16 protein-coding genes are annotated in these 18,161 nt (G+C 65.9%); 13 read left to right on the top strand and 3 right to left on the bottom strand.

What is annotated here, in order from left to right; genetic code table 11:
- Positions 1-107 precede the first annotated feature (107 nt).
- The 9 genes from mutM (at position 108) to recQ (ending at position 10,028) form a co-directional block, all read left to right on the top strand.
- Positions 108-977: a bifunctional DNA-formamidopyrimidine glycosylase/DNA-(apurinic or apyrimidinic site) lyase gene (mutM, locus tag ABIE08_RS18310; RefSeq protein WP_354553288.1), complete on the top strand. Its 870-nt coding sequence runs from the start codon at positions 108-110 to the stop codon at positions 975-977.
- 128 nt (positions 978-1,105) lie between these two features.
- Positions 1,106-1,909, top strand: coding sequence for an enoyl-CoA hydratase (locus ABIE08_RS18315; protein WP_354553289.1), 804 nt, complete (start codon positions 1,106-1,108; stop codon positions 1,907-1,909).
- Positions 1,910-2,064: 155 nt separating this feature from the next.
- Complete coding sequence (rpsT, locus tag ABIE08_RS18320; RefSeq protein WP_018182451.1) at positions 2,065-2,331, top strand: 30S ribosomal protein S20; 267 nt, start codon at positions 2,065-2,067, stop codon at positions 2,329-2,331.
- Positions 2,332-2,992: 661 nt separating this feature from the next.
- The gene (locus tag ABIE08_RS18325; protein WP_266334366.1) at positions 2,993-3,439 is read left to right on the top strand and encodes a rhodanese-like domain-containing protein; all 447 of its coding nucleotides are present in this window, start codon (positions 2,993-2,995) and stop codon (positions 3,437-3,439) included.
- Between the two features lie 109 nt (positions 3,440-3,548).
- The gene (gene dnaA, locus ABIE08_RS18330) at positions 3,549-4,991 is read left to right on the top strand and encodes a chromosomal replication initiator protein DnaA (RefSeq protein WP_354553608.1); all 1,443 of its coding nucleotides are present in this window, start codon (positions 3,549-3,551) and stop codon (positions 4,989-4,991) included.
- A 201-nt stretch (positions 4,992-5,192) separates the two neighbouring features.
- Positions 5,193-6,314, top strand: coding sequence for a DNA polymerase III subunit beta (gene dnaN / locus ABIE08_RS18335; RefSeq protein ID WP_354553290.1), 1,122 nt, complete (start codon positions 5,193-5,195; stop codon positions 6,312-6,314).
- A complete protein-coding gene (gene recF / locus ABIE08_RS18340; RefSeq protein WP_354553291.1) occupies positions 6,311-7,453 on the top strand; it encodes a DNA replication/repair protein RecF in 1,143 nt (380 codons plus the stop codon). Before dnaN ends, recF begins: the two co-directional genes overlap by 4 nt.
- A 37-nt stretch (positions 7,454-7,490) precedes the next feature.
- Entirely contained in the window at positions 7,491-8,114 is a 624-nt protein-coding gene (locus ABIE08_RS18345; protein WP_354553292.1) for a LysE family translocator, read from the top strand.
- Between the two features lie 105 nt (positions 8,115-8,219).
- Positions 8,220-10,028: a DNA helicase RecQ gene (gene recQ, locus ABIE08_RS18350; protein ID WP_354553293.1), complete on the top strand. Its 1,809-nt coding sequence runs from the start codon at positions 8,220-8,222 to the stop codon at positions 10,026-10,028.
- A gap of 9 nt (positions 10,029-10,037) precedes the next feature.
- Here the strand turns inward: recQ and ABIE08_RS18355 are convergent, their stop codons facing one another.
- Positions 10,038-10,613 carry a DedA family protein gene (locus ABIE08_RS18355; protein ID WP_354553294.1) on the bottom strand — a complete coding sequence of 192 codons (576 nt, stop codon included), beginning with the start codon at positions 10,611-10,613 and terminating at the stop codon, positions 10,038-10,040.
- A 234-nt stretch (positions 10,614-10,847) separates the two neighbouring features.
- Between ABIE08_RS18355 and gyrB the strand changes: the two genes are divergently transcribed.
- Positions 10,848-13,277, top strand: a complete 2,430-nt coding sequence (gene gyrB, locus ABIE08_RS18360; RefSeq protein WP_354553295.1) for a DNA topoisomerase (ATP-hydrolyzing) subunit B — start codon at positions 10,848-10,850, stop codon at positions 13,275-13,277.
- A gap of 24 nt (positions 13,278-13,301) precedes the next feature.
- On the opposite strand, the gene ABIE08_RS18365 is transcribed toward gyrB, so the two are convergent.
- A complete protein-coding gene (locus tag ABIE08_RS18365) occupies positions 13,302-13,703 on the bottom strand; it encodes a lysozyme inhibitor LprI family protein (RefSeq protein ID WP_354553296.1) in 402 nt (133 codons plus the stop codon).
- A gap of 239 nt (positions 13,704-13,942) precedes the next feature.
- Here ABIE08_RS18365 and gndA point away from each other — a divergent pair, with 239 nt between their 5' ends.
- From gndA to ABIE08_RS18380, 3 genes are all read left to right on the top strand, one after another.
- Positions 13,943-15,373 (top strand): NADP-dependent phosphogluconate dehydrogenase, encoded by a 1,431-nt coding sequence (gene gndA / locus ABIE08_RS18370; RefSeq protein ID WP_354553297.1) that lies wholly within the window; start codon positions 13,943-13,945, stop codon positions 15,371-15,373.
- A 162-nt stretch (positions 15,374-15,535) separates the two neighbouring features.
- A complete protein-coding gene (locus ABIE08_RS18375; protein ID WP_354553298.1) occupies positions 15,536-15,910 on the top strand; it encodes a hypothetical protein in 375 nt (124 codons plus the stop codon).
- Between the two features lie 182 nt (positions 15,911-16,092).
- Positions 16,093-16,446, top strand: coding sequence for a nuclear transport factor 2 family protein (locus tag ABIE08_RS18380; RefSeq protein WP_354553299.1), 354 nt, complete (start codon positions 16,093-16,095; stop codon positions 16,444-16,446).
- 254 nt (positions 16,447-16,700) lie between these two features.
- Here the strand turns inward: ABIE08_RS18380 and ABIE08_RS18385 are convergent, their stop codons facing one another.
- On the bottom strand, positions 16,701-18,161 hold the full coding sequence (locus ABIE08_RS18385) for a RimK family protein (protein ID WP_354553300.1): 1,461 nt from the start codon (positions 18,159-18,161) through the stop codon (positions 16,701-16,703).

The raw sequence follows: 18,161 nt of genomic DNA on the forward strand, positions 1-18,161 counted from the left end.
CGCGAATGCGGCGACCACCGCCCGATCTGGGAAAATCGAAGTCCTTGATACCTGATGCGCATCCAGCGCGCCACGGCCCCCATACCCGCAGAGTTGACGCAGCCTAAATGCCAGAACTTCCCGAGGTAGAAACCGTCCGCCAGGGCCTCGCCCCCGCCATGGAGGGCGCGGTGATCGAACGGCTGGAGCAGCGCCGGCCCGACCTGCGCTTTCCCTTTCCGGAACGCTTCGCCGAAAGGCTGACAGGACGGCGGATCGAAGGGCTCGGCCGGCGCGCGAAATACCTGCTCGCCGATCTCGACGATGGCGCGGTGCTGATCATGCATCTCGGCATGTCGGGCTCGTTCCGGATCGAGGACGGTCCGGGCGCCGATCCCGAGACACCGGGCGAATTCCATCATCCGCGCGGAAAAGCCGCCGCGCATGACCACGTCGTGTTCCATCTCTCGAACGGCAAGCGCGTCATCTATAATGACCCGCGCCGCTTCGGCTTCATGGATCTGGTCGCCCGCGCGGAGATCGAGGCGGCCCGTCATCTCGTCGGCCTCGGCATCGAGCCGGTCGGCAATGCCTTCGATGGCAAGGCGCTGCACGCTTTGTTCCGGGGCAAGAAGACGCCGCTGAAGGCAGCCCTGCTCGACCAGCGGTTGATCGCCGGCCTCGGCAATATCTATGTCTGCGAGGCGCTGCATATGTCCGGCCTGTCGCCGGAGAAGAGCGCGGGGTCGCTGACGGCCAAATCGGCGGAGCGGCTCGCCACCTCGATCCGCGAGGTCCTGGCCGCCGCCATCGCCGCCGGCGGCTCGTCGCTGCGCGATCATCGCCAGGCGAATGGCGAACTCGGCTATTTCCAGCATTCCTTCCGCGTCTATGACCGCGAAGGCGAACCCTGCCCGACGCCCGGTTGTTCCGGCGTGATCGCCCGCAAGGTGCAGTCCGGCCGCTCCACCTTCTACTGCCCTGTCTGTCAGAAATGAGCCGGAACGGCGGCGGCGCCCGGCGCGCCGCTTGAATGCCGGGCCTGGGTCCGTTAGGCCTGCGGCACGGTCGCCCTGCTGATTTGCCCCTTCGCGGGAGGGCGGCCAGCCGAATGCGGGAGCGCGCCATGTCGTCGAAGATCACGCCGTCCGAAGACGCGACCTACGAGACCGTCCTGGTCGAGACCCATGCCGGCGTCGGCCTGATCCGGCTGAACCGGCCAAAGGCGCTGAATGCGCTGAGCCGCCAGCTGATCGCCGACCTGAACGCGGCGCTCGATGCGTTCGAGGCGGATGACGCCATCGGCGCCATCGTGCTGACCGGCTCGGAAAAAGCCTTCGCCGCCGGCGCCGATATCAAGGAGATGCAGGCGCTCGGCTATGTCGACGTCTTCCTGGATGATTTCGTCGCCCGCTGGGAACGCCTCGCGGCCGTCCGCAAGCCGGTCGTGGCGGCGGTGGCGGGCTTCGCGCTGGGTGGCGGCTGCGAACTGGCGCTCATGTGCGATCTTGTCATCGCGGCTGACAACGCGAAGTTCGGCCAGCCGGAGATCACGCTGGGCCTGATGCCCGGCGCCGGCGGCACCCAGCGTCTCGCCCGTTCGGTCGGCAAGGCCAAGACCATGGACATGGTGCTGACCGGCCGGATGATCGACGCGGCCGAGGCCGAGCGGATCGGCCTGGTGTCGCGCGTCGTGCCGGCCGCGGAACTGGTCGACCAGGCGATCGCCGCCGCGCAGAAGATTGCCGGCCTGTCGCGGCCGTCCGTGCTGATGGCCAAGGAGGCGGTCAACCGCGCCTTCGAAAGCCCGCTCGCCGAGGGCATCCGCACCGAGCGGCGGCTGTTCCATTCGCTGTTCGCGACCGAGGACGCGCGCGAGGGAATGGCGGCGTTCCTCGACAAGCGCCCCGCGGCGTTCCGCAACCGCTGAATCCTGCGCTTCCCGATTGACGGCGCGCGGGCAGATGATTATAAGCCGCCCATGAACCCGGGGCGGCCGCGAAGCTGCCTCTTCCGTTTAGCCTGAACTCCTCTGGGTTCGTGGCACGGAAAGTCCAACGAACCGCTTTTTCAGGAAGGCCCCTCATGGCCAATACGCCGTCCGCCAAGAAGGCGACCCGCAAGATTGCTCGCCGTGCCGAGGTCAACCGCAATCGCCGCAGCCGCATGCGCACGCATGTGCGCAAGGTTGAAGAGGCGATCGCGTCCGGCAACGCCGCCGCTGCCGCCGAGGCGCTCAAGAACGCCCAGCCGGAACTGATGCGCGCTGCCCAGAAGGGCGTGCTGCACAAGAATACCGCTTCCCGCAAGGTTTCGCGCCTCGCAGCGCGCGTGAAGGCGATTTCTGCCTGATCTGCAGACTTCTGGGGATTGACAAAAGCTCGGCTTCGGCCGGGCTTTTTTGTTATGCGGGTAAGTGTCTGCCCTGCCTCAGAAATGCCGTTATAGCCATTGCGGAAGCGCGGCAGGCCAGACTGCTTCGCATCATTTAGTGAGCAAAATCAAAGGCTTATCGGGCGGTCGGCATGGCCGTCATCGACTCGGCGGGATTCCAGTCGAGTCAAGGGCCGCGGGTCGAATATTTTTCGCCTGCTTCGGATCTTTTCTCCGGCCCCGCCGCCGCCATCTGAACCCTTTGAGTCGTAAGGGATTCGGACGGGCTGGAGGGGGGTATGGGGTGGGACCCAGGGGCTGCGGCGCCGGGGCGCGGGCGAATCTTGGCGTTGCGCCGTTGCGAGCCACCAACCCGCTGTGTATTTTCCCCTTCATGGACACGACAGCAAAAGTCGTCGTCCGCCGGAGGGGTGATCCGGCATTTATTCAAGCAGGCGTTTCTCGCCTCTGAGAGTTTAGGGGCGCTAAGGCAGTGAAATCGCGAACATTAAGTTTGCTCTATATGTAGTGTTTTTGCGTATTTAACTGCTTCCGCGTTCTGGAAGAACCTCCACCACCCTGTATCAACGAGCGTTTTACATAGTGCGTGACCCGCCGGTCATGTGCGTGAGGGGGCAGTATGTCTCGTTCGCCTGCCGGCAGCTTCGCCGGCGACGTTTCGGCCGATGAGGCTTGGGAAGGTCTTTCCAGCGAGCCGCAATCGATGCTCATCGATGTGCGGACCCGGGCCGAGTGGGCTTATGTCGGCATCGTCGACCTGAGCGCCATCGGCAAGGAGACGCTGCTGGTGGAGTGGCAGAGCTACCCGACGATGGCGGTCAACGCCGACTTCGCCGAGGTGCTCGCGGCCGAACTGGACCGACGCGGCGTCGGTCGCGAGACGGCCTTGTATTTTCTGTGCCGGTCCGGCGCGCGCAGCCTCGCGGCAGCGAACGCTCTGGCCGATGCCGGTTTCGACCGGTGCTTCAACATTGCCGGCGGCTTTGAAGGGCCGCTGGACGAGGGCCGACATCGTGGTTCCGTGGATGGCTGGAAAGCCGCGGGACTGCCTTGGGTCCAATCATGATTAGATGCCAATCGTTACGAGAGGGGCTCAGATGCGCGACGACAGGACTGGCGAATTCGGATCGGGGGCTTCGGCCTTGCGGGCTATCGCCGTCGACGAGGTTCAGCCGATGAGCGGGCGTGCCGATGCGGTGCTGTGGGAGCGCGTCAAGACGCGGCTCCGGACGGAACTGGGCGAGGACGTCTTCTCCAGCTGGTTTGCGCGTGTTGAGTTCGAAGGCGCCGATGGCGCATCCGTCAACCTTTCGGTGCCGACCCGGTTTCTGAAATCCTGGATCCAGGCGCATTATTTCGACAAGCTGCTCGGTCTCTGGGCGGCGGAAGTCGACAGCGTCCGCCGGGTCGAGCTGATCGTGCGCGGCGCCGTCCGGGCGCGCGCTCCCGCCAAGGTCGACAAGCCGGCCGTGGCGAGCGTCGCCGCCAATCCGACGCCGACCTTCATTCCCGCAGCCAGTGCTGCCCCGGTCCTGATGCAGGCAAGCCCCGCCCGCATCGAGGCCGATGGCGCCGGCTCGCCGGTCGATCCGCGCTTCACCTTCGAGACCTTCTGCGAGGGCGGCGCCAACCGCGTTGCCTATGCCGCCGCCCGCGCCGTCGCCGAGACGCCGGCCGGCCGGCCGACGCCCTATAACCCGCTTTACCTTCACGCCGGTGTCGGCCGCGGCAAGACGCATCTGCTGCATGCCGTCGCCCAGGCGGCGCGCCGCGCCGATCCGAGCCGCAAGGTCGTCTACCTGACCGCCGAGCACTTCATGTTCCGCTTCGTAGCGGCGCTGAAGAACCAGTCGGCGATCGCCTTCAAGGAAAACCTGCGCGATATCGATCTGCTGCTGATCGACGATCTGCAGTTCCTGCAGGGCAAGTCGGTGCAGCAGGAGTTCTGCCACATGCTGAATGCGCTGATCGACGGCGCGCGCCAGGTGGTGGTGGCGGCGGACCGTCCCGCGGCCGAGCTGGAGACGCTGGACGAGCGCGTTCGCTCGCGCCTTCGCGGCGGCGTCGCCTTCGAGATCGGCTCGCCGGATCTGGATCTGCGCCGCGATATACTGAAGTCACGCTATGCGATCGCGCAGTCGCAGAATCCGGGCGTCGACGTTCCCGAGACGGTCATCGAATATGTCGCCCAGTCGGTCGTCTCGAACGGCCGCGACCTGGAAGGCGCGCTGAACCGCCTCGTGGCGCAGTGGCAGTTCACCAACCAGCCGGTGACGATGAATTCGGCCGAGATCACGCTTCGCGATCTCGTCGGCGCCTCCGAGCCGCGCCGGGTCAAGATCGAGGACATCCAGAAGGTCGTCTCGCGCCACTACAACGTGTCGAAGGCCGACCTGCTCTCGAGCCGCCGCACCCGCACCATCGTGCGTCCTCGTCAAATCGCTATGTATTTGTCCAAGACGCTGACCCCGCGCTCGCTGCCGGAAATCGGCCGCCGCTTCGGAGGTCGCGACCACACCACGGTGCTGCACGCCGTGCGCAAGGTCGAGGAGATGATGCAGGGAGACCAGCATCTGAAGGAAGAGATCGAGTTGCTGAAGCGCATGATCGACGAATAGTCGGTCTGCCTAGGGGCCGGCGGGATCTCCGCCGGCCTTTTCTTATTCCGGCCTTCCGCGTCGCCCCCGGCCGATTGTCGAGGGGGCCTTGCGTTCCGGGCTCGAACAAGCCAATTTCCACGGTCCGTACCGGACGCTCTGTCCGCCTTATGTCGGTGCCGCGCCATCTGCGCGGCTTTTCTATCAAGGTTCCTGCGTTTCATGAGAGCGACCCTCGAGCGATCCAACCTCCTGAAGTCCCTCAACCACGTTCATCGCGTGGTCGAACGGCGGAACACGATCCCGATCCTCTCCAACGTCCTGCTCCGCGCCTCTGGCTCGGAACTGACGCTGAAGGCGACCGATCTCGATCTCGAGATCCTGGAAACCATTGCCGCCGATGTCGGCCGCCCGGGCGCGACCACCGTGCCAGCGCATATGCTCTATGACATCGTGCGCAAGCTGCCGGACGGCTCGGAAGTGGTGCTGGAGACGTCGGCCGATGGCCAGACGCTGACGGTTCGCTCGGGCCGCTCCAACTTCTCGCTACAGATGCTGCCGGAGACCGATTTCCCGGACCTGACCACGGGCGAGTTCCCGATCCGCTTCGAAATGCCGGCCTCGGGCTTCAAGACGTTGATCGATCGCACCCAGTTCGCGATCTCGACGGAAGAGACCCGCTATTATCTGAACGGCATTTACCTGCACACGCCGACGATCGAAGGCCGCACGGTGCTGCGTGCGGTCGCGACCGATGGCCACCGCCTGGCCCGGGCGCAGACCAATGCGCCGATCGGCTCCGAAGGCATGCCAGGCGTGATCGTGCCGCGCAAGGCGGTCGGCGAGATCCAGAAGCTGCTCGAAAGCTCGGAAGAAGTCGCGACCATCGAATTGTCCGAGACCAAGATCCGCGTCTCGTTCGGCGCTGTGGTCCTGACCTCGAAGCTGATCGACGGCACCTTCCCCGACTATGCCCGCGTCATCCCGCAGGGCAATGACAAGCTCCTCAAGGTCGATCGCGGCACCTTCTCCAACGCCGTGGACCGCGTCTCGACCATCGCCAGCGAGCGCGGCCGTGCGGTCAAGCTGTCGCTGTCGTCGGAAGGTCGCTTGGCGCTTACCGTCAACAACCCGGATTCGGGTTCGGCGACGGAAGAGCTCGACGTCGACTATGCCGCCGATCCCATCGATATCGGCTTCAATTCGCGCTACCTGCTCGACATCGCCGGCCAGCTCAAGACCGGCACGGCGCTGTTCAAGCTGGCCGATCCCGGCTCGCCGACGCTGATCCAGGATGACGGCGACGAGGACGCGCTCTACGTCCTGATGCCGATGCGCGTGTGAGCCTCACGGCCGAGGCCGGCCAGCCGCGCATCACGCGGCTGACGCTGGCCGACTTCCGCTCCTATAGCCGTCTCGATGTCGCCATCTCCGGTCGCCTGGTCGCCCTTTCGGGCGAGAATGGCGCCGGCAAGACCAATCTGCTCGAAGCGATCTCGCTGCTGTCGCCGGGCCGCGGCCTGCGCCGCGCCGACATGGCCGAGATGTCGCGGATCGGCGGAGGCGGCGGCTTCGTCGTCGCGGTCGATTTCGATACGGCGAATGGCCCCGTCCGGCTGGGCACGGCGCTGGACGGCCAGCCGCCGTCGCGCCGCTGCCGCATCGATGGCGCGCCGGTTTCCTCCGCCACCGCTTTCGCCGAATATCTGCGTATCGTCTGGCTGACGCCGGCGCTGGATGGCCTGTTTACAGGCCCCGCCGGTGACCGTCGCCGCTTTCTCGATCGCCTGGTCCTGGCGGTCGATGCGCAGCATGGCACCCGGGTCAATTCCTTCGAGAAGGCGGTGCGGGGCCGCAATCGCCTTTTGGAAGACCCGTCGCCCGACAGGGCCTGGCTCGACGGGCTGGAAGCCGAGATCGCCGAGATCGGCGTCGCGGTCGCCGCCGCCCGCAAGGAGACGGCGGAACGGCTTGCCGGTCTGATCGCCGAGGAGCGCGACGACGGTTCGCCCTTTCCCTTCGCCGTGCTGGCGCTGGAGGGCGATGTCGAAGGCTGGATCGGCCAGGGGCCGGCGGTCGAGGCCGAGGATCGCTATCGCGCCGCCCTCCGCAACGGCCGGGCGCGTGACCGCGCCGCCGGGCGAACGCTGATCGGGCCGCAGGCGAGCGACCTCGTCGTTCGCCACGGACCGAAGGACGTACCCGCCGGCCGTGCCTCGACCGGCGAGCAGAAAGCGCTTCTCGTCGGCATCGTGCTGGCGCATGCCAGGCTGGTGGCGCGGATGAGCGGGCTGGCGCCGATCGTCCTGCTGGACGAGATCGCCGCCCATCTCGACCAGCGCCGCCGCGCGGCCCTGTTCGAGGCACTGGACAGGCTCGGCGGACAGGTGTTCATGACGGGGGCCGATCCGGCCCTGTTTGCCGAATTGCCGGATTCGGCGCAGATTTTCACGGTGACGCCGGGACGCGTCGAAACATTGTGACGCGCCGGGTTGCCCAGGCACTGCCGAAGAGGGTGGGATGACAGGACTTTCGCTTTCCGGATTGGCGCTGTTCGCCGCCGCGCTCGCGGTTGCCGCTTTTTCGCCCGGCCCCGGCATCGCGGCGATCGTCGCCCGCGTCCTCGGGCGTGGCCGTCATGGCGCCTTTGCCTTCACCGCCGGCATGGCGATCGGCGATATCGTGTGGCTGACGCTGGCGGTGCTGGGCCTCGCCATGGTGGCGCAGACCTTCCATGAGGTGTTCGCGCTGCTCAAATATGCTGGCGCCGCCTATCTGCTCTATGTCGCCTGGAAGATGTGGAAGGCCCCGGCCGCCGCCCCCGACATCGCGCCGGTCGCCCTGCGGGAGAGCCGCCTTCGGCTGTTCCTGGCGGGCCTTGCCGTCTGCATGGGCAATCCGAAGACGATGGTGTTCTATCTGGCCCTGCTGCCCTCGATCCTCGACGTCACCCGCATTGACGGGCTGGCCTTCCTCGAGCTCTCGATGGTGACGCTGTCCGTGGTCGGCATGGTTTTCGCCTTCTATGTCGGCGTGACGCTGCGCGCACGCCGCCTGATCACCAGCGCGAAAGCGGTGCAGCGGGTCAATCGCGGCAGCAGCGTGGTCATGGCGGGAGCGGCCATCGCCATCGCCACGCGATAGCGCGCCCGGCCAGACGGATCGACGCGGGCCGGCTTTCGCGCGTGTAAGCCGGCTGCCGAGCGGCTAGCATCGCCGGAACCCGAATCACTTTCCCCCGGATGCTCCATGCCGCTATCGCGCGCCCGCGCAGCGCTCAAAACTGTCTTTGGCTACGATGATTTCCGCCCCGGCCAGGACGAGGTCATCGCGGCGGTGATGAGCGGCGAGCATGTGCTCGCTGTCATGCCGACCGGTTCCGGCAAGTCCATGTGCTACCAGTTGCCGGCGATCGTCGACGGCGGCCTGACGGTCGTCGTCTCGCCGCTGATCGCGCTGATGCGCGACCAGGTGCAGCAGATGCAGCATGTCGGCGTGGCGGCGGCGACGCTGAACTCGACCAATGGCGACGATGCCAATCGCGAGACGCTGCGCCGCCTGCGCGCCGGCGAAATCTCGCTTCTGTTCGTCTCGCCCGAGCGGCTGGCCGGCGACGGGCTGGTCTCGCTGCTGGCCGCCTGCGACGTGCGCCGGCTGGCGATCGACGAGGCGCATTGCGTCTCGCAATGGGGCCATGACTTCCGCCCCGAATATCGCCAGCTCGCTTCCGTTCGCGAGGCGCTGGGCGGCGTGCAGGTGGTGGCGCTGACGGCAACGGCCGACCAGGCGACCCGCAACGATATCGCGGCCCAGCTCTTCCCGGCGCCGCCCCGGGTCGTCGTCCATTCCTTCGACCGGCCCAACATCCATCTCCGCTTCGAGGCCAAGGACCGGCCGCGCACGCAGATCGCCGACTTCCTCGCCCGCCACAAGGGCGGCAGCGGCATCATCTACGCCTCGTCGCGCGACAAGACCGAGAAGCTGTCGGAATGGCTGGTCGGCAAGGGCATCCGCTCGGTGCCCTATCATGCCGGACTCGACGCCGGCATCCGTTCCAAGCACCAGGACATCTTCCTGCAGGAGGATGGCGTCGTCGTCGTCGCCACCGTCGCCTTCGGCATGGGCATCAACAAGCCGGACGTCCGCTTCGTCATCCATGCCGACATGCCGGCGGGTGTCGAGGCCTACTACCAGGAGATTGGCCGCGCCGGCCGCGATGGGCTTCCGGCCGACACGCTGACGCTGTACGGGCTCGACGACATGGCCTTCCGCCGCCGTCAGATCGACGAGAAGGCAATCAGCGAGGCGCAGCGCCGGGTCGAGCAGAAGCGGCTCGCAGCGATGACCGATCTCGCGGAGTCCGCGACCTGCCGGCGGCAGGCGCTGCTCGCCTATTTCGGCGAGCCGATGGGCCGCTGCGGCCATTGCGACCTTTGCCAGGGTGGCGCGGAACTGGTCGATGCGACGGTCGACGCGCAGAAGGTGCTCTCCGCCGTCGTGCGCACCGGGCAGCGCTATGGCGCGGCGCATCTGGTCGATGTCCTGCGCGGCGAGGCGACGGACGCCGTGCAGCGCCAGGGCCACGACAAGATCAAGACGTTCGGCGTCGGCACCGATCGCAGCGCGCATGTCTGGCGAACGCTGGTGCGCCAGCTTTTCGCGGCCGGTGCGCTGGCCGAGGCGAGCGAGGAGCATGGCGGCTTCCGCATCACGCCGGAAGGGGAGGCGGTGCTGTTCGGGCATGAGCGGATCGCGCTGCGCTCGATCCGCGAGGCGGCGCCCAAGGGCCGCGCCAGGCGGAGCGAGAAGGACGACCGCGCCGACGGCCTCGACGAGGCGACCGCGACCATGTTCGAGCAACTGCGCGCGCTTCGGCGCGAGATTGCCCGCGGCGAGGGCGTGCCGGCCTACATGGTCTTCCCCGATCGCACGCTGATCGAGATGGCCGAGGCCATGCCCGGCACGCTGGACGAGATGCGCGGTGTGCAGGGGGTCGGCGAGCGCAAGCTCTCCCTCTATGGCGAGGCATTCCTCGAGGCGCTGCATTCGGCCCGCTGACGGCGCGCCTCAGGCGTCCGCCTGCCTGTGGGCATACCAGGCCCGCGCGAGCGCCACGGCCGCCAGCACGCCGACCAGCAGCAGGCCGGCGACGATCAGCTTATGGTCCTGGTGCAGGCGGCCGGCAAAGCGCTCCAGCGTCTGGCTGAACAGATAGCCGATCGTGGTCATCACCGCCGCCCAGACGGCGGCCGAGATGAGATTGAGGCCCGTGAACAGCAGCGGACTGACCCGGGCCACGCCGATCGCGATCGGGCTGATCGTGCGGATGCCGTAGATGAAGCGGAAGCCCAGGATGAACGGCACCTTGTTGCGGTGGATCTGGTCGAGCACCTTGGCGAAGGCGGGGCGGGCCATCTGCTTCTGCGCATAGCCGCTGCCGCCCAGATAGCGTCCGACGAAAAACCAAGCCTGGTCGCCGGTGACCGAACCGGCGAAGGCGGCGAGGAAAACGGCGTAGGGGTTCATCACATGCTGATGCGCCAGGAAGCCGGCGGCAATGACCACGCTCTCGCCCTCTACGATGACGCCGAGATAGACGACGATCAGTCCGTACTGGACGAGGAAGGCGTGGATCGCGGACATGGATCGGGCTTTCTCTGGCGTCGCCGGCGGCACGGTGGTTCGCTGACAGCATCCGGTGCCGTCGCCCGGCTTGCAAGCTCGGCGGTCGCCGGAACCCGTCAGTGGCGATTTGCCACCGAAGCGCCGCGTTTCCGTGTAAGGCTAAGGGTGCAATTTGCTTGTCGAAGCAATATATTAGCCTCTCGATTCGACGTATCGCGCGCGCAGGCGCGCGACGCTTTCAAGGAAGCCTGAATGTCCGATACCGCCCGCGATCAAGCCTCTGATGCCTACGGCGCCGATTCTATCAAGGTGCTCAAAGGCTTGGATGCCGTCCGCAAGCGCCCGGGCATGTATATCGGCGACACGGACGACGGCTCCGGCCTCCACCACATGGTCTATGAGGTGGTCGACAACGCCATCGACGAGGCGCTCGCCGGCCATGCCGACGAGGTCAACGTCACCCTCAATGCGGACGGTTCCGTCACGGTTCGCGACAATGGCCGCGGCATTCCGACGGATCTGCATGCCGAGGAGGGCGTTTCGGCGGCCGAGGTCATCATGACCCAGCTGCATGCCGGCGGTAAGTTCGACCAGAATTCCTACAAGGTTTCCGGCGGCCTGCACGGCGTCGGCGTCTCGGTCGTGAATGCGCTGTCGAGCATGCTGAAGCTGACGATCTGGCGCAACGGCAAGGTGCACGAGATCGAGTTCGCGCATGGCAATGCCGTGTCGCCGCTCAAGATTATCGGCGACTGGGACGGCCGCAACGGCACCGAGGTCACCTTCCTGCCCTCGACCGACACCTTCACCCAGGTCGAGTTCGATTTCGACACGCTGGAACATCGCCTGCGCGAGCTCGCCTTCCTGAATTCGGGCGTGCGCATCGTGCTGACCGACAAGCGCGGCGTCGAAGTCCGGCGCGAAGAGCTGGTCTATGACGGCGGCCTCGATGCTTTCGTGCGCTATCTCGACCGCACCAAGAAGCCGCTGATGACGGCGCCGATCTACATGACCAGCGAGCGCGACGGCATCACCGTCGAGGTCTCGATGTGGTGGAACGACAGCTACCACGAGAACGTCCACTGCTTCACCAACAACATCCCGCAGCGCGATGGCGGCACGCATCTCGCCGGTTTCCGCGGCGCGCTGACGCGCCAGGTCACCGGCTATGCCGACAGCCAGGGCATCTCGAAGCGCGAGAAGGTGACTCTGTCCGCCGACGATTGCCGCGAAGGCCTCACGGCGGTGCTTTCGGTCAAGGTGCCGGATCCGAAGTTCTCGTCCCAGACCAAGGACAAGCTGGTCTCGTCGGAAGTGCGTCCGATCGTCGAGAACGCCGTCAACGAGATGCTCGGCATGTGGTTCGAGGAGCATCCGGCGGAATCGAAGATCATCCTCGCCAAGGTCGTCGAGGCTGCCACCGCCCGCGAAGCGGCGCGCAAGGCGCGCGACCTGACGCGACGCAAGGGGGCGCTCGACATCGCCTCGCTGCCCGGCAAGCTTGCCGACTGCCAGGAACGCGACCCGGCCAAGTCCGAAATCTTCATCGTCGAGGGTGACTCGGCAGGTGGCTCGGCCAAGCAGGGCCGCAACCGCGAGAACCAGGCCGTGCTGCCGCTGCGCGGCAAGATCCTGAACGTCGAGCGCGCGCGCTTCGACAAGATGCTGTCGTCCGAGCAGATCGGCATGCTGATCATCGCGCTCGGCACCTCGATCGGCAAGGACGAGTTCGCGCCGGACAAGCTGCGCTACCACAAGATCATCATCATGACGGACGCCGACGTCGACGGCGCCCATATTCGCACCCTGCTGCTGACCTTCTTCTTCCGCCAGATGCCGGAACTGATCGAGCGCGGGCACATCTACATTGCCCAGCCGCCGCTCTATAAGGTCACCAAGGGCCGTTCCGAGCAGTACCTGAAGAACGAGCGCGCGCTGGAGGATTACCTGATCCAGCAGGGTCTCGATGAGGCCGCGCTGCAGCAGGAGGATGGCGAAGTCCGCGCCGGCGCCGATCTCGATCACCTGATCCAGGACGCGCGCCAGATCGCCTCGATCCTGAGCGGCATCCATACCCGCTACGACCGCGGCATGGTCGAGCAGGCCGCGATGGCCGGCGGTCTCGACCCGGCGCTGCTGGAAGACAAGGACCGCGCCACGGCCGCCGCCAATGCGATCGCCACCCGGCTCGACCTGATCGCCGAGGAAACCGAGCGCGGCTGGCAGGGCACGCTCGACCCGCAAGGCGGTTACCGCTTCGAGCGCGAGGTTCGCGGCGTGCGCGAGGTGCACACCATCGACATGGCGCTGATCGATTCGGCCGATGCCCGCAAGCTGCACGCCATCTCGTCGCGTATCTCCGACGTCTTCGCCAAGCCGTCGACGCTGCGTCGCAAGGAAATGAGCACGCCGATCTTCGGCCCGCGCTCGCTGCTGGAAGCCGTCTTCCTGCAGGGCCGCAAGGGCATCCAAATGCAGCGCTACAAGGGCCTTGGCGAGATGAACGCCAGCCAGCTCTGGGAAACGACGCTCGATCCCAACGTCCGTTCGCTTCTGCAGGTGAAGATCAAGGAGGCGGACGCCGCCGACGATCTCTTCACCAAGCTGATGGGCGACGAAGTCGAGCCGCGCCGTGAGTTCATCCAGGACAACGCGCTCAGCGTGGTCAATCTCGACGTCTGAGGATCTGGCTTCCCGCCGGCGGGTTTATTCCGCCGGCACGGGGCAGCTCATGTCGCCTTCCTGGCAGGCCAGCATCGCCTTGAGCTCGTCCAGCCGGGTGCGCGTCATGCCGTCCAGGCAGGTGCTGTAGACCATCGGATAGGCGCTGCCGCCGCTGACGCCGGAGCTGCGGAAGCTGCATTCGGCATCGCGGAACGCGATCCAGGCGCGCTGCGTCGTCACCAGCAGCCGGGTTGCGTCGGGGTCGTCGGCGAGGCGGCGGGTGATCGCCCGATAGACCATGTTGAGCCGCTTGTCGGTGGCTTTGAGCGCCATGTCGGCGCAGACGTTCATCGTCGACTGGTCCGGGGCGTTGTCGCAATCCATCGCAGGAGCGGCCGATGCGCCTGCAAGCGTCATGGCGGCGATGAGGACGAGACGGCGCATGGATTTCTCCTGAAGGTTGTGCAGCCCGAGTAGAGTCGGAATCCGGCTTTCCGGCAAGTCGTCGATGTTTCGAGTGTCGCAGCAATTTTCGGGCGGGATATTGCCCTCGTCCCGTCCTCGGTCCATACCGTCTGTCTGTGCACCCGTCCGCTCAGCCGCTCGGCTGATGTCAAACTCGCAGGCCAACGTAGTTCCCCGCGATGGTCCCAAAGTCTAACACGCATCAGGGATGAAACACTTTGCAGCAACTCGCTGATATTGGCGTGCTTGGTCTCGCCGTCATGGGCGCGAACCTCGCCCGCAACGCGGCCCGCAAGGGATTCGGCGTCGCCGTGTTCAACCGCAATGGTGCCCGCACCGATGAACTGATCGGCGAGCACGGCTCCGAGGGCCGTTTCACGCCGTCGAAGACGATTCCGGATTTTGTCGCTTCGATCGCCAAGCCGCGCGCCATCATCATCATGGTCAAGGCCGGTCAGCCGGTCGACCAGGTGATCGAGGAGCTGCTGCCGCATCTGGAGACGGGCGACATCATCATTGATGGCGGCAACTCGCTCTACACCGACACGAACCGGCGCTTCCACTATCTGAAAGACCGCGACATCAAGTTCATCGGCATGGGCGTGTCCGGCGGTGAAGAGGGCGCGCTCGAAGGTCCGAGCATGATGCCGGGCGGCACGCGCGAGGCCTATGCCCGCATCGAGCCGATCGTCACCAAGATGGCGGCCCAGGTCGATGGCGAGCCCTGCTGCGCCTATATCGGCACCGAAGGCTCCGGGCACTACGTCAAGATGGTCCATAACGGCATCGAATATGCCGACATGCAGCTGATCACCGAAGCCTATGACCTGTTCAAGACGGTCTATGGCCTCGAGGCGCCTGCGATCGCCGACATCTTCGCCGAATGGATGAAGGGCGATCTCGATTCCTACCTGATCGACATCACCTCGGCCGTGCTGCGCAAGATCGACAGCACCGGCAAGCCCCTGGTCGATTCGATCGTCGATGAGGCCGAGCAAAAGGGCACCGGACGCTGGACGGCGCAGTCGGCGCTGGATCTCGGCGTGCCGCTGACCTCGATCACCGAGGCGGTGTTCGCGCGCGCGCTTTCCGGCCGTCGCGCCCAGCGCGCCGAAGCCGAAAAGCTGTTCCCGCACGAGGCTCCCGCCAAGCGCCAGATCACCCAGGCCGACATCGACGCCGTCAAGGATGCGCTCTACGCCTCCAAGATCGTCGCCTATGCCCAGGGCTTCGAGCATCTGACGGTCGCCTCCGAGCAGTTCGGCTGGGATCTGAAGCTTGGTGAAGTCGCTTCGCTCTGGCGCGGCGGCTGCATCATCCGCGCCCGCTTCCTCAACCGCATCCGCGATGCCTATGACGCGGGCGTCGCTGGTCCGAACCTGCTGCTGCAGGACTATTTCCGCGACGCGGTTTCGAAGGCCGAGCCGAACTGGCGCAAGGTCGTAGGCCTGGCGATCGAGCAGGGCATTCCGGTTCCCGCCTTCTCGTCGTCGATCGCCTATTATGACGGCCTGCGCCGCGCGCGCGGCCCGGCCAACCTGCTGCAGGGCCTGCGCGATTATTTTGGCGCGCACACCTATGGCCGCCTCGACAAGCCGGGCAAGTTCCACACGCGCTGGAGCCAGGACGGCTCCGAAATTGACGCCTGAGCAACAAAACGATACCGGCCCGCAATGTTTCCTTGCGGGTCGGCCAAATTCCGGGCGCATTCGCCATCGATCCTGACGCTGCGTCTTCTTCTTGCGGCCTAGCCGTTGCGCGAAGATGACAGTGCACCCACATGTGGTGCGCGATTGAAACAGGCGGAGACGATGACGACCTACCGGACCTTCACGATTTCAGGCCCTCGCGGCACCACGAGCTGGAAGGACAAGCTTCGGCTCGGACTGGCGCTCGTCGTCGGCGCCGGCGTGGTCTTCGCGGCGCTGGTCGTGTCCTTGTCGATCGCGCTGATCCTCATTCCGGTGCTGGCCGTGGTCTACCTCTTCCGCCGGCGTATTCTGCGGAGCTTCCTCGCCCGCGCCATGCCGCCCGGCGCGGCCCCGCCGGGGCCGCGTCCCGATCCCGCCGCGCAGACCGCGTATGAAGAGCCGAATCCGTTCCGAGCACCCTCGCGTGGCCGGCCGGACGAGGTGATCATCGACGCCGAATATCGCGTCGTGGATCCCGACGAAGAGCGTCGCTGACACGCCATCTCCCCGTTTGAGGGGCGGATCGCTCGAATGTGATCCGCCTTGTCGCCAGATCCTGCATCACCCGGGCCGCGTTGGGATAGATTGTCCCCTCGCGCCCGGGTTTGTCGTCATGGACGAGGCGGGGCAGGAGGCCCCGCATCGCCTGCCTCCCGGCGCTTTCGCAGGAGGAAACCATGCCGAACACGGTCACTCTCTCCGAACTTCGCAAGGCGGTGGAAGGCAATGACGCCAAGGCCCTGGCGGCGTTCTATGCCGACGACGCGGAACTCCGCGTCATCGACCAGGACCATCCGCCGAGCCGGCCGCTGGTGCTCAAGGGCAAGCCGGCGATCCGCGCCATGCTCGACGACGTGTGCAGCCGCGCCATGAAGCATCACCTCGACGACGGACTGATGGAGGGCAGCCATCTCGCCTTTGCCGAGACCTGCACCTATCCCGATGGCGTCAAGGTCTACATGAGCGCGATGCTGGAACTAGCCGACGGCAAGATCCGCCGCCAGACCAACATCCAGGCCTGGGATCACTAGGCACTACGCTTGTCACCTCTTACGGAGGCGACCTTCGTGCGATGCAAGACGGACGGTCTGCAACGCTCCGATCACCAACATCCTGAGGCGCTTCGAGCAGCGAAGCCTCGAAGGACGCACCGCCCTGAGGGTAAATCCGGATAGCGGAGCCGCTGTGCGTGCTTCGAGACGACCCTCTGGGCCTCCTCAGCATGTTGAGGATGGTGCTACGCGAGGGGCTTATTTGGCAAAGGGGTAGGGCGGCGCGAAATGCCCTACCGCTCCAGCCGGTTGACGAACCAGCGGGTCAGCTCGATCCAGACCTGGTCCTTTTCGGCCGCGTCCTCAATGCCGTGCTCGATGTTGGGATTGTCGTTGACCTCGATGACGAAGAACCCGTCTTCGGTCTGCTTGATGTCGACGCCATAGAGTCCGTTGCCGATCAGCTGCGCGGCGCGCAAACCGATGTCGATCACCTCGGGCGGCGCCTGGCCGATGGTCATCGAGCGCAGGCCACCCTCCAGCGCCTTGCCGTTGGGCTGGTGCTTGACGATCTGCCAGTGCTTCTTGGCCATGGTGTACTGGCAGACGAAGAGCGGCTTGCCGCCCAGCACCCCGACGCGCCAGTCGAACTCCGTCGGCATGAATTTCTGCGCCAGCAGCAGGTCCGTGTCCTTGAACCAGGCCCGCGCCAGCTCGTCCATCTGGCGATGGTTGTCGACCTTCTTGACGCCGCGCGAGAAGGAGGAATCGGGGATCTTCATGACCAGCGGAAAGCCAAGCTCGTCGGCGGCGCGTTCGAGATCGCCATTGCCGCCGAGGATGATCGTCGGCGGCACCGCGATGCCGTTGCCGGTCATCAGCTCCTGCAGATAGACCTTGTTGGTGCAGCGGATCATCGAAACGGGATCGTCGATCACCGGCATGCCTTCCTGGACGGCGCGCCGGGCGAAACGATAGGTGTGGTTGTCGATCGAGGTGGTCTCGCGGATGAACAGCGCGTCGAACTCCGCCAGTCGCGCCAGGTCCTTCTTGGTGATCGGCTCGACTTCGACACCGAGCTTTTCCGCCGTGCGTGCCCAGTGTTTCAGCGAGACGAGGTTGGAGGGCGGCATCGCCTCGGTCGGGTCGTGCAGCACGGCGAAGGAATAGCGCGGCGCCGAGCGGGTCGCCTTTTTCGAGCGCCATTCGCGCCGGGTGTGGTCGTGCAGCGCCTCATGGAAGAAGGCGAGCTCGTGCGACGTCAGCTTGTTGATCGGTACGGGAGCGAGCTTGCGGATCTCGGCCCGGCTGTTCTGGTCGATCGTCACCTCCAGCACGGGGCAGCGGAACCAGTCGAAGAGCAGGCGGGAGAACCGATCAAAGCGGTGGTCCTCGCTGATGCCAAACATCACCAGCAGCCGGCCGGGCAGGTCCTTGTCGTCCGAGGCGGAGATCGCCTTGGCCAGCTGGTCCTCGAGCTCCGGCAGCGCCTGGGCATAGAGGGTGCGGCTGGCGAGATCGATCATCGTCTCGACGTTGGGCACGACCCGGTGGCCGCGCGCGCCGGCCAGCAGCGAGGCGTAATAGCCCCGGCTCTGATAGGCGAAGGAGCGCGACAGGTTGATGATCTTGGGGCGGGAACCGCGAAAGAGATTGGCCCTGGCCAGGTAGTCCTTCGTCGTGATGACCTTGTGCGGCGTGTCCTCGTTTGGAAAGTCCTTCGCCGTATCGACCAGGATAACCCAATCAGCCAT

Origin of the sequence: Kaistia defluvii, assembly GCF_040548815.1 — a bacterium.
GTDB lineage: Bacteria > Pseudomonadota > Alphaproteobacteria > Rhizobiales > Kaistiaceae > Kaistia > Kaistia defluvii_A.

Coding starts and splice junctions, on each gene's coding strand:
- mutM (WP_354553288.1), top strand. CDS start 108: ATGCCAGAACTTCCCGAGGTAGAAACCGTCCGCCAGGGCCTCGCCCCC.
- ABIE08_RS18315 (WP_354553289.1), top strand. CDS start 1,106: ATGTCGTCGAAGATCACGCCGTCCGAAGACGCGACCTACGAGACCGTC.
- rpsT (WP_018182451.1), top strand. CDS start 2,065: ATGGCCAATACGCCGTCCGCCAAGAAGGCGACCCGCAAGATTGCTCGC.
- ABIE08_RS18325 (WP_266334366.1), top strand. CDS start 2,993: ATGTCTCGTTCGCCTGCCGGCAGCTTCGCCGGCGACGTTTCGGCCGAT.
- dnaA (WP_354553608.1), top strand. CDS start 3,549: ATGAGCGGGCGTGCCGATGCGGTGCTGTGGGAGCGCGTCAAGACGCGG.
- dnaN (WP_354553290.1), top strand. CDS start 5,193: ATGAGAGCGACCCTCGAGCGATCCAACCTCCTGAAGTCCCTCAACCAC.
- ABIE08_RS18345 (WP_354553292.1), top strand. CDS start 7,491: ATGACAGGACTTTCGCTTTCCGGATTGGCGCTGTTCGCCGCCGCGCTC.
- recQ (WP_354553293.1), top strand. CDS start 8,220: ATGCCGCTATCGCGCGCCCGCGCAGCGCTCAAAACTGTCTTTGGCTAC.
- ABIE08_RS18355 (WP_354553294.1), bottom strand. CDS start 10,613: ATGTCCGCGATCCACGCCTTCCTCGTCCAGTACGGACTGATCGTCGTC.
- gyrB (WP_354553295.1), top strand. CDS start 10,848: ATGTCCGATACCGCCCGCGATCAAGCCTCTGATGCCTACGGCGCCGAT.
- ABIE08_RS18365 (WP_354553296.1), bottom strand. CDS start 13,703: ATGCGCCGTCTCGTCCTCATCGCCGCCATGACGCTTGCAGGCGCATCG.
- ABIE08_RS18375 (WP_354553298.1), top strand. CDS start 15,536: ATGACGACCTACCGGACCTTCACGATTTCAGGCCCTCGCGGCACCACG.
- ABIE08_RS18380 (WP_354553299.1), top strand. CDS start 16,093: ATGCCGAACACGGTCACTCTCTCCGAACTTCGCAAGGCGGTGGAAGGC.
- ABIE08_RS18385 (WP_354553300.1), bottom strand. CDS start 18,161: ATGGCTGATTGGGTTATCCTGGTCGATACGGCGAAGGACTTTCCAAAC.